The sequence below is a fragment of the Edwardsiella anguillarum ET080813 genome (assembly GCF_000264765.2).
GTDB lineage: Bacteria > Pseudomonadota > Gammaproteobacteria > Enterobacterales > Enterobacteriaceae > Edwardsiella > Edwardsiella anguillarum.
Genome location: NZ_CP006664.1, coordinates 2,920,581 through 2,931,273 on the forward strand (window position 1 = coordinate 2,920,581; position 10,693 = coordinate 2,931,273).

Genomic DNA, 10,693 nt, shown 5'->3' on the forward strand with positions numbered 1-10,693 from the left:
TTTTCCCTAAGGGAACTGCCGTGTTAAACCGTTATCCTTTGTGGAAGTACATCATGCTGATCGTGGCGCTGGTCATCGGTCTGTTGTATGCGCTCCCTAACCTTTATGGCGAGGATCCGGCTGTTCAAATCACTGGCGCGCGCGGTGTCGCCGCCAGTGAGTCAACACTGGTCCAAGTCCGTGATGTGCTTGAAAAACAGCATATCCCCAGCAAATCCATTGCGCTGGAAAATGGTGCCATTCTGGCACGCTTTACTGATACCGACATTCAGCTGCGGGCGCGCGAAGCGCTGGTCGATACGCTGGGTGATAAATATGTCGTCGCACTCAACCTGGCACCGGCTACCCCGAAGTGGCTGGCGATGGTCGGCGCCGAGCCGATGAAGCTGGGTCTTGACCTGCGCGGCGGCGTGCATTTCCTGATGCAGGTGGACATGGATACTGCGCTGAGCAAGCTGCAGGAACAGACCATGGATACCCTGCGTAGCGATCTGCGTGACAAAGGCATTCCTTACTCTACCATCCGTAAGCTGCCCGATCCCGCCAGCGGAGGCGTGGAGATCAGCTTCCGTGACGCCGCCGCCCGCGATGCGGCCAGCGATTACCTCTCTCCGCGCCACCGCGATCTGGTCTTCAGCAACGCCGGTGATACGGCGTTGAAAGCGGTGATGACGGACGATCGCCTGCGTGAGGCCCGTGAGTATGCGGTGCAGCAGAACATCAATATCCTGCGTAACCGCGTGAACCAGCTGGGCGTTGCCGAACCGCTGGTACAGCGCCAGGGCGCCGATCGTATCGTGGTTGAGCTGCCGGGTATCCAGGACACGGCGCGCGCCAAGGAAATTCTGGGCGCGACCGCGACGCTGGAGTTCCGTCTGGTCAACAGCAACGTGGATGCACAGGCCGCCGCCAGCGGTCGCGTGCCAGGTGACTCCGAGGTCAAATATACCCGTGACGGCCGCCCGGTGGTGCTGTACAAGCGGGTGATCCTGACCGGTGACCACATCACTGACTCCACCTCCAGCCAGGATGAGTTTAACCGTCCGCAGGTTAATATCTCCCTCGACAGCGCCGGCGGCAGCGCCATGTCTAACTTCACCAAGGACAATATCGGCAAGCCGATGGCGACCCTGTTTGTGGAATATAAGGACAGCGGCAAGAAAGACGCCAGCGGCAAGCCGATCCTGGAGAAACAGGAAGAGGTGATCAACGTGGCGACGATCCAGTCACGCCTGGGTAACAGCTTCCGGATTACCGGCATCGATAACCCGGCTGAGGCCCGTCAGCTCTCTCTGCTGCTGCGCGCCGGCGCGCTGATTGCGCCGATCCAGATCGTGGAAGAGCGGACTATCGGCCCAACCCTGGGGATGCAGAACATTGAGCAGGGGCTGGAAGCCTGCCTGTGGGGCCTGGTCGCCTCCATCGTCTTCATGGTGGTGTTCTACAAGAAGTTCGGTCTGATCGCGACCACTGCGCTGTTGGCTAACCTGGTGATGATCGTCGGGATTATGTCGCTGCTGCCGGGGGCCACGCTGACCATGCCGGGCATTGCGGGGATCGTGCTAACCCTTGCGGTAGCGGTTGACGCCAACGTACTGATAAACGAGCGTATCAAGGAGGAGCTGCGCAACGGGCGAACCGTCCAGCAGGCGATCCATGAGGGCTACAAAGGCGCGTTTTCCAGTATTATCGATGCCAACGTGACCACGCTGATTACCGCAGTGATCCTGTACGCCGTGGGCACCGGCTCCATCAAGGGCTTTGCCATCACCACCGCTATCGGTGTGGCGACCTCGATGTTTACCGCCATTGTCGGTACCCGCGCCATTGTCAACCTGCTGTACGGCGGCAAGCGCATCAACAAGCTGTCTATCTAAGGGGTTAGGGAATGGCACAAGATTATACCGTTGAACAACTTAACCATGGGCGTAAGGTCATTGACTTTATGCGCTGGGATTACGTTGCCTTCACGCTTTCCGGGCTGCTGCTGCTGGCTTCCTGTCTGGTGATGTACGTGAAGGGCTTCAACTGGGGCCTGGACTTCACCGGCGGGACGGTGATTGAGCTGACGGTGGAGAAAGCACCGGATCTCAATGCGATGCGTGCCGCTCTGGTGAAGTCAGGCTTTGACGAGCCGGTGGTGCAGAACTTCGGCAGCAGCCGCGACATCATGATCCGCATGGCGCCGATTAGCGGCAACGAGGGTCAGGAGCTGGGTAACCGGATCGTGGCAGTGGTCGAGCAGGTCATCGATGGCAATGCCTCCGTTAAGCGTATCGAGTTCGTCGGTCCGAGCGTGGGCAGCGATCTGGCGCAGGCCGGCGGCATGGCGCTGCTGGTGGCGCTGATCAGTATCCTGATCTACGTCGGCTTCCGCTTCGAGTGGCGTCTGGCACTCGGTGCGGTGCTGGCGCTGGCGCACGACGTGGTGATCACGCTCGGGGTGCTGTCGTTGTTCCACATCGAGATCGATCTGACCATCGTGGCATCGCTGATGTCGGTTATCGGCTACTCGCTCAACGACAGTATCGTGGTCTCTGACCGTATCCGCGAAAACTTCCGTAAGATCCGTCGCGGTACGCCTTATGAGATCGTGAACGTTTCGCTGACGCAGACCCTGAGCCGTACCATCATGACCTCGGCGACGACCTTGGTGGTAGTGCTCTGTCTCTACATCTTCGGTGGCGCGATGCTGAAAGGCTTCTCACTGACGATGCTGATCGGGGTCTCCATCGGTACCGTGTCGTCTATCTATGTCGCCTCGGCGCTGGCGCTGAAGCTGGGCATGAAGCGTGAGCACATGCTGCAGCAGAAAGTGGAGAAAGAGGGCGCCGATCAGCCTTCGCTGCTGCCATAAGCGATGCGAATGGCCGCCAAGGGCGGTCGCGCAGACGGAACAAATCCGCCATTACAGACCGTAATGGCGGATTTTTTTATGTCTGTAGCGCAATTATTGGTGTAAAGGCGGTAGCTGGCGGGGGTTTATACCCCCACTGAACAGTAGTTTTAGAGGATTGGGGGATATAGCCGGCGAAATATGCGTTTTATCGTGCGGTTGTGTGATTTTCCCGGCAAACGAAGGGCCCTCTCCCTTTGTTGTCGGCGAGGTTGGGGGTACACTATGGCGACCCCGAAGCCGTCCAGGAAGAGTTATGCACTGTCCGTTTTGTTCCGCTGTCGATACCAAGGTCATTGATTCGCGTCTGGTGGGCGATGGCTCGCAGGTGCGCCGCCGTCGCCAGTGTCTGGTTTGCAATGAACGATTTACCACCTTTGAAGTGGCCGAACTGGTGATGCCCCGGGTGGTCAAGAGCAACGGTGTGCGGGAGCCCTTCAACGAGGAGAAGCTGCGCAGCGGCATGCTGAAAGCGCTGGAGAAGCGCCCGGTGAACTCCGATGATGTCGAGATGGCCATCAGCCATATTAAATCTCAGCTGCGCGCCACCGGCGAGCGCGAGGTCGCGACCAAGATGGTCGGTAACCTGGTGATGGATGCGCTGAAGAAGCTGGATAAGGTGGCCTATATCCGCTTTGCATCCGTATATCGCAGCTTTGAGGATGTGCGGGAGTTCGGTGAAGAGATCGCCCGCTTGCAGGAGTAGCACATTCAGCGTAGGAACCGTGATGATGATGTCTGCAGCCCATTCCGATGAATTTTACATGGCGCGCGCCTTTGAGCTGGCGCGCCGTGGTCGTTTTACCACTACCCCTAACCCTAACGTCGGCTGCGTACTGGTGCGCGACGATCGCATCGTGGGCGAAGGGTTTCATCTGCGCGCCGGAGAGCCCCATGCCGAGGTCCACGCTCTGCGGATGGCCGGAGAGCAGGCCCGCGGCGCGACGGCCTATGTCACCCTGGAGCCGTGCAGCCATCATGGCCGTACGCCTCCCTGTGCTGACGCGCTGGTGGCCGCCGGCGTTAGCCGGGTGGTCGCGGCGATGCAAGACCCAAACCCCCACGTGGCCGGCCGGGGGCTATTCCGCCTGCAGCAGGCGGGGATTAGCGTGCGCCACGGATTGATGCTGGCCGAGGCTGAAGCCATCAATAAAGGCTTTCTGAAGCGGATGCGCACCGGTTTTCCCTATGTACAGCTGAAGCTGGGCGCCTCGCTTGACGGGCGTACCGCGATGGCCTCCGGCGAAAGCCAGTGGATCACCTCTGCCGACGCTCGCGCCGACGTCCAGCGCTACCGGGCGCAGAGCTCGGCGATTTTAAGCAGCAGCGCGACGGTGCTGGCGGACGATCCGGCGCTGACGGTGCGCTGGGCGTCACTGGATGAAGAGACCCAGCGCCTGTATCCGCGTGAACACCTGCGCCAGCCGCTGCGGGTGATCGTGGACAGCCATAACCGGGTAACGCCGCAGCATCGGCTGATAACACAGCCCGGCGAGACCCTGCTGGCGCGGGTTGACCCCGATATGCAGGCCTGGCCGTCGACGGTGAGCCAGCTGGCGGTACCGCGCCACGGCGAGGGGCTAGATCTGGTGCTGCTGATGATGCAGCTGGGTAAAATGCAGCTGAACAGCGTGTGGGTCGAGGCCGGGCCACGCCTGGCCGGCGCCCTGCTGCAGGCTGGACTGGTCGATGAGCTGATTGTTTATCTGGCGCCGATGCTGTTGGGTGATGCGGCGCGCGGACTGTGTCACCTGCCTGGGCTGGATCGCCTGGGCGATGCCCCGGCCCTGACGTTTAGCGACGTCACTCGGGTCGGCAACGATTTGCGTCTGACGCTACGCATGGTCTAGGCGGCGTCATCCCGCCCGACAGCGCGTGAGCGCTGACGTCGCGTTCGGCTGGGCGCGGCCGCCGAAATGACAATGGATCTGAGCAGAAGCGCAAAGAGTATGATAGAATCCGCCCCCCTGCGGGGTATAACTGACGTATGTTAAGGAAACCGTATGAAAACGATTCAAGGCGTTGTTGCTGCTCCCCAAGCGCGTGTTGCCATCGCGATCGCGCGCTTTAATCATTTCATCAATGACAGTTTGCTGGAAGGGGCGATCGACGCGCTGAAGCGTATTGGTCAGGTTTCTGACGAAAATATTACCGTAGTGTGGGTGCCGGGCGCCTACGAGCTGCCGCTGACCGTTCGCGCACTGGCGTCCTCTGGCCGTTACGACGCCGTCGTGGCGCTGGGTACCGTGATCCGCGGCGGTACCGCCCATTTTGAATTCGTTGCCGGTGAGTGCAGCTCCGGCCTGGCCAGCGTCGCGCTGAATACCGACGTACCGGTCGCCTTTGGCGTGCTGACCACCGAAACCATCGAACAAGCCATTGATCGTGCTGGGACCAAAGCGGGTAACAAAGGTGCGGAAGCCGCGCTGACCGCGCTCGAAATGATCAATGTACTTAAAGCCATTAAAGCCTGATTTATTAGTAAGGGGAATTCCGTGAAACCTGCTGCCCGTCGCCGCGCCCGTGAGTGTGCTGTCCAGGCACTCTACTCTTGGCAGATCTCTAAAAACGACATCGCCGATGTCGAATACCAGTTTCTGTCAGAGCAGGACGTGAAAGATGTTGACGTTAACTATTTCCGTGAGCTGTTGTCCGGTGTGGCAAGCAATGCGGACTATCTGGATGGCCTGATGGCACCCGTGCTGTCACGTCAGCTGGAGGAGCTGGGACAGGTTGAGAGAGCTATCCTGCGCGTGTCCATCTATGAGCTGAGCAAGCGTCAGGATGTCCCTTATAAAGTGGCCATCAATGAAGGCATTGAGCTGGCAAAAACCTTTGGCGCCGAAGACAGCCACAAGTTTGTCAACGGCGTATTGGATAAGGTTGCACCGCAGGTGCGTCCGAACCGTAAATAATTATCGCGGGTCGTCCGCTCGGCCTTATGGGGCCTGACAGCTACGCAACAGGCCGGTTTTCCGGCCTTTTTTTCGGCTGTGCGACCGGCCCGATCGCAGGAAACAAGCTATGGCACACGGTGAATTTGATCTGATAGCCCGTTACTTTAACCGTCGGTGCACCCCGCGACACGATGTCCAGCGTGGTATCGGCGATGACTGTGCGCTGCTGTCGGTGTCGGAAAAACAGTGGGTGGCCGTCAGCAGCGATACGCTGGTCAGCGGCATTCATTTCTTGCCAGAGATTGATCCGGCCGATCTCGGCTATAAATCCCTGGCGGTAAACATCAGCGATTTGGCGGCGATGGGCGCCGATCCTGCCTGGGTATCGCTGGCGCTGACCCTGCCCGCGGTGGATGAACCCTGGCTGCAGGCTTTCAGCGATGCCCTGTTTGAGCAGTTAGACTACTACGGCATGCAGCTGATCGGGGGAGACACAACCCGCGGCCCGTTGAGCCTGACCTATACCGTTCAAGGATTGGTGCCGGCCGGCCGGGCGCTGCTGCGCAGCGGTGCCCGGGTGGGCGACTGGATCTATGTCACCGGGACGCTGGGCGACAGCGCCGCGGGGCTAGCGCTGCTGCAAGCGCGTCTGACGGTGGCCGATGAGGCCGATCGGCGCTATCTGCTCGGGCGCCACCTGCGCCCGCAGCCGCGGGTGCTGCAGGGGCAGGCGCTGCGCGATCTGGCCAGCGCCGCCATCGATATTTCCGACGGGCTGATCGCCGATCTGGGCCACATCCTTAAGGCCAGCGACTGCGGGGCCCATCTGTACCTGGATAAGCTGCCGCTGTCGGCGGAGCTGATGCGCCACGCCGACGCCGAAACCTGTCAGAACTGGGCGCTGGGCGGCGGCGAAGACTATGAACTGTGCTTCACCGTGCCGGAGATGTACCGCGGCGCGCTGGATATGGCGCTCGCCCAGCTGGGGTGCCGCTATACCTGCATCGGGCAGATGGCGCCGGCGTCGGAGGGCATATGCCTGTGGCGCGGGGATCGTCAGGTGACGCTGGATATACAGGGGTTCGATCACTTTGGCTAAAACGACGAAGCAACAGCAGCGGGCGGCCAAGGCGCGTCTGCGGATGGGGAATCCCTGGCACCTGCTGGCGACCGGGTTTGGCAGCGGTCTGAGCCCGCTGGTGCCCGGTACCATGGGATCGATCGCCGCCATCCCGTTCTGGCTGCTGCTCGTGCAGCTGCCGCTGTCGCTGTATATCGTGGTTCTGCTGCTGAGCATTGCGCTCGGCACCTACCAGTGTCACCGCACCGCGCGTGATATGGGGGTACACGATCACGGCAGTATCGTGTGGGATGAGTTTGTCGGTATGTGGATCACCCTGATGGCGGTGCCGGCGCTGGAGTGGCGCTGGGTGCTGGCCGGGCTGGTGATCTTTCGGGTACTGGACATGTGGAAACCCTGGCCTATCCGCTGGTTTGACCGCAACGTGCACGGCGGCTGGGGCATTATGGTCGATGACATCGTCGCCGGGGTGCTGTCGGCGCTGCTGCTGTGGCTGGCCGGGTACTATGGCATACGCTGAGTCAGCGGCTGACGCGACGCGTCGGATGAGGTAACAAAGGGGCCGCAGCGCGGCCCCTTTTTGTCAGCTAGTGGCGGGCGTTAACACGCCAGCCAGGCCTCCAGCTGCGCGAGGATGCCGTCGGCGTCCAGCTGCAGATCGCGGCGGATCTCCTCCTGGCTGCCCTGGGGAACAAAGCTGTCCTGCAGGCCGATGTTGAGCACCGGTCGCGGCAGGCGTAGCTGCATCAGCAGCTCATTGACGCCGCTGCCGGCGCCGCCCATGACGGCGTTCTCCTCCAGGGTGACCAGGTAGTCGTGCTGCTCGGCCAGGCTGCGCACCAGCGCGTCATCCAGCGGTTTAACAAAGCGCATGTCGGCGACGCTGGCGTTCAGACGCTCGGCGGCCTCCAGCGCCTGCGGCAGCAGGGTGCCGAAGTTGAGGATAGCGATGCGCTCGCCGCGGCGGCGCAGGACGCCCTTACCGATCGGCAGGGCCTGCGGCGGCGTCAGCGGTACGCCGGTGCCGGTGCCGCGCGGATAGCGCACCGCCGAGGGCCCCTCGCGGTATTCATAGCCGGTCTGCAGCATTTGACGGCATTCGTTCTCATCGCTCGGGGTCATGATCACCAGATTGGGGATGCAGCGCAGGAACGAGAGATCAAAGGCCCCCTGATGGGTCTGTCCGTCGGCGCCGACGATCCCGCCGCGGTCGATGGCGAACAGCACCGGCAGCCGCTGGATGGCGACGTCGTGGATCACCTGATCGTAGGCTCGCTGCAGGAAACTGGAATAGATTGCGACCACCGGATGATAGCCGCCAATGGCCAGCCCTGCGCCAAAGGTAACGGCGTGCTGTTCGGCGATCGCAACGTCGAAGAACTGCTGCGGGTATTCGCGGGAGAAGCGCACCATCCCGGAGCCCTCGCGCATCGCCGGGGTGATCCCCATCAGCTTTTCATCATTGAGCGCTGTTTCACACAGCCAATCGCCGAAAATCTTGGAGTAGGTCGGCAGGGTTCCGCTGCTTTTGGGCAGGGTTCCAGAGGCCGGGTCGAACTTGGGTACCGCGTGCCAGCTGATGGGATCCTTTTCCGCCGGGGCGTAGCCCTTGCCCTTTTTGGTCATGATATGCAGCAGCTGCGGGCCCTTCAGGCCGCGCATGTTCTTCAGGGTGGCGACCAGCGCCTGCACATCATGGCCATCCACCGGGCCGATATAGTTAAAGCCCAGCTCCTCGAACAGGGTGCCCGGCACAACCATGCCTTTGAGATGCTCTTCGGTACGCTTGACCAGTTCTTTGATCGGCGGTAGCCCGGAAAGGACTTTCTTGCCGCCTTCGCGCAGGCTGGCGTACAGCTTGCCGGAGAGCAGCTGGGCCAGGTGGTTGTTCAGGGCGCCGACGTTTTCGGAGATCGACATTTCATTGTCGTTCAGCACCACCAGCATATCGGCCTTGATATCGCCGGCGTGATTCATGGCCTCAAAGGCCATCCCCGCGGTCATGGCGCCATCGCCGATGACGCAGACGGTACGGCGGCCCAGCCCTTCGCGCTCGGCGGCGACGGCCATGCCCAGCCCGGCGCTGATGGAGGTCGACGAGTGGCCGACGCTCAGCACGTCATATTCGCTCTCGTCCCGCCAGGGGAACGGATGCAGCCCGCCCTTCTGGCGGATGGTGGCGATGCGGTCGCGCCGCCCGGTCAGGATCTTGTGCGGGTAGGCCTGATGACCGACGTCCCAGATCAGCGAGTCGAACGGCGTGTTATAGACATAGTGCAGTGCCACGGTCAGCTCGACGGCCCCCAGGCCGGAGGCGAAGTGCCCGCTGGAGCGGCTGACGCTGTTCAGCAGATACTGGCGCAGCTCATCGCACAGCGTCGGCAAACTCTCTTTGGGCAACAGGCGCAGATCGTCGGGATCCTGCACCAGCGCCAGCGTTGGGTATTTGGCAATATCAAAACTCATTAGCGGCTCATGTCTGCGTATTCGTGTGACAACGCCCGTCGTGCGCACAGGCCGACGGAAATTGTTATTATGGCGTTAATTATCGCGCTCAACGATAAAACTGGCTAAGGATTTTAGCGCCTGCGTATCCAGGTTGTGGCATTGTTCAAGCTCTGCCAGCGCCTGCAGCGCCTCGTCCAGCAGCATCGCAGCCTTCTGCCGCGCCTGATCCAGGCCGAGCAGGGCTGGATAGGTGCTCTTGTCCAGCTGCTGATCCGCCCCCTGGCGCTTGCCGGTTTTGCTGCTGTCGCCCACCACATCCAAAATGTCATCCTGTACCTGGAACGCCAGACCGATGGCGGCGGCGTAGCGGTCAAGGGCCGGCAGGGCGCTCCGTCCGGCATCACCGCCGGCCAGGGCTCCCATGCGCACCGCACAGCGGATCAGCGCCCCGGTTTTATGGCGATGGATCTGTTCCAGCGCCGCCAGCGCCACGTGTCGCCCTTCTGCCTCCAGATCGAGCGCCTGACCACCGCACATGCCGGCGACGCCGCTGGCGTGGGCCAGCTCGCTCAGCATCTGTAGCCGGTCGCGATCGGCTACGCCGGGCATCGGGCCATCGGCCAGAATGGAAAAGGCCAGGGTCTGCAGCGCGTCGCCGGCCAGTATGGCATGGGCCTCGCCAAACTTGATATGGCAGGTCGGCTGGCCGCGGCGCAGATCGTCATCGTCCATCGCGGGTAGATCGTCGTGCAGCAGCGAGTAGGCGTGAATGCACTCAACGGCGGCGGCCGGTGCGTCCAGCGCCGTCGGCGAGCAGCCAAACAGGCCTCCGGTGGCGTACACCAGATAGGGGCGCAGGCGCTTGCCGCCCAGCAGGGTGCCGTAGCGCATGGCGCCCACCAGCGGTCCGTCGGCAAAGGGCAGGGTATCCAGCGCCTGGATCAGCGCCGCATCCGCCCGCTGGCGGCAGGTTTTCATCTGTTGTTCAAAAGACGCCATGGCTTACTCTTGTTCCGCATTGAAAGGCGATAGCGGGGCATCCTGATCGTCGCTGAGCAGGATTTTAACGCGCTGTTCTGCCTGCTGCAGGGTCTGCTGTCCCTGGCGGGCCAGGCGGACGCCGCGCTCGAACTCGCTGAGCGCCTCCTCCAGCGGCAGATCGCCGGACTCGAGGCGTACCACTATCTGTTCCAGTTCGCTAAGTGCCTGTTCAAATGCCGGTGCGGCGGGTGCTTTCTTGGCCATATTCTCTTTACTTGGTTGCTGGCAAAACGGCGGACGGGTCCGTGGCTCGGCAAGATTCTGCATCTGCCGGCGTACATGTTCGCACCGTTTTGGCTAACTTAGTGGTATACTGCGCGCCCTGTGCTC

Annotated in this window: 11 protein-coding genes; 8 read left to right on the plus strand and 3 right to left on the minus strand. The window is 61.6% G+C overall.

The window, feature by feature from the left end; translation table 11 throughout:
- Positions 1-20 precede the first annotated feature (20 nt).
- The 8 genes from secD (at position 21) to pgpA (ending at position 7,394) form a co-directional block, all read left to right on the plus strand.
- A complete protein-coding gene (gene secD, locus ETEE_RS13140) occupies positions 21-1,877 on the plus strand; it encodes a protein translocase subunit SecD (protein ID WP_071844197.1) in 1,857 nt (618 codons plus the stop codon).
- 11 nt (positions 1,878-1,888) lie between these two features.
- On the plus strand, positions 1,889-2,857 hold the full coding sequence (gene secF, locus ETEE_RS13145; protein ID WP_034163698.1) for a protein translocase subunit SecF: 969 nt from the start codon (positions 1,889-1,891) through the stop codon (positions 2,855-2,857).
- A gap of 295 nt (positions 2,858-3,152) precedes the next feature.
- The gene (gene nrdR / locus ETEE_RS13150) at positions 3,153-3,602 is read left to right on the plus strand and encodes a transcriptional regulator NrdR (RefSeq protein ID WP_034163697.1); all 450 of its coding nucleotides are present in this window, start codon (positions 3,153-3,155) and stop codon (positions 3,600-3,602) included.
- A gap of 22 nt (positions 3,603-3,624) precedes the next feature.
- The gene (gene ribD / locus ETEE_RS13155; protein WP_095666560.1) at positions 3,625-4,746 is read left to right on the plus strand and encodes a bifunctional diaminohydroxyphosphoribosylaminopyrimidine deaminase/5-amino-6-(5-phosphoribosylamino)uracil reductase RibD; all 1,122 of its coding nucleotides are present in this window, start codon (positions 3,625-3,627) and stop codon (positions 4,744-4,746) included.
- Positions 4,747-4,899: 153 nt separating this feature from the next.
- The gene (gene ribH / locus ETEE_RS13160; RefSeq protein ID WP_012847839.1) at positions 4,900-5,370 is read left to right on the plus strand and encodes a 6,7-dimethyl-8-ribityllumazine synthase; all 471 of its coding nucleotides are present in this window, start codon (positions 4,900-4,902) and stop codon (positions 5,368-5,370) included.
- Between the two features lie 21 nt (positions 5,371-5,391).
- Entirely contained in the window at positions 5,392-5,811 is a 420-nt protein-coding gene (nusB, locus tag ETEE_RS13165; protein ID WP_012847840.1) for a transcription antitermination factor NusB, read from the plus strand.
- A 109-nt stretch (positions 5,812-5,920) separates the two neighbouring features.
- Positions 5,921-6,892 carry a thiamine-phosphate kinase gene (gene thiL / locus ETEE_RS13170; protein WP_034163695.1) on the plus strand — a complete coding sequence of 324 codons (972 nt, stop codon included), beginning with the start codon at positions 5,921-5,923 and terminating at the stop codon, positions 6,890-6,892.
- Positions 6,885-7,394 carry a phosphatidylglycerophosphatase A gene (gene pgpA, locus ETEE_RS13175; RefSeq protein WP_034163693.1) on the plus strand — a complete coding sequence of 170 codons (510 nt, stop codon included), beginning with the start codon at positions 6,885-6,887 and terminating at the stop codon, positions 7,392-7,394. The genes thiL and pgpA overlap by 8 nt, the downstream gene beginning before the upstream one ends.
- An 80-nt stretch (positions 7,395-7,474) precedes the next feature.
- Here the strand turns inward: pgpA and dxs are convergent, their stop codons facing one another.
- The 3 genes from dxs to xseB form a co-directional block, all read right to left on the minus strand.
- A complete protein-coding gene (gene dxs / locus ETEE_RS13180) occupies positions 7,475-9,340 on the minus strand; it encodes a 1-deoxy-D-xylulose-5-phosphate synthase (protein ID WP_034163692.1) in 1,866 nt (621 codons plus the stop codon).
- Between the two features lie 75 nt (positions 9,341-9,415).
- Positions 9,416-10,321: a (2E,6E)-farnesyl diphosphate synthase gene (gene ispA, locus ETEE_RS13185; RefSeq protein WP_034163690.1), complete on the minus strand. Its 906-nt coding sequence runs from the start codon at positions 10,319-10,321 to the stop codon at positions 9,416-9,418.
- 3 nt (positions 10,322-10,324) lie between these two features.
- Complete coding sequence (xseB, locus tag ETEE_RS13190; RefSeq protein WP_034163689.1) at positions 10,325-10,567, minus strand: exodeoxyribonuclease VII small subunit; 243 nt, start codon at positions 10,565-10,567, stop codon at positions 10,325-10,327.
- Positions 10,568-10,693: the final 126 nt, after the last annotated feature.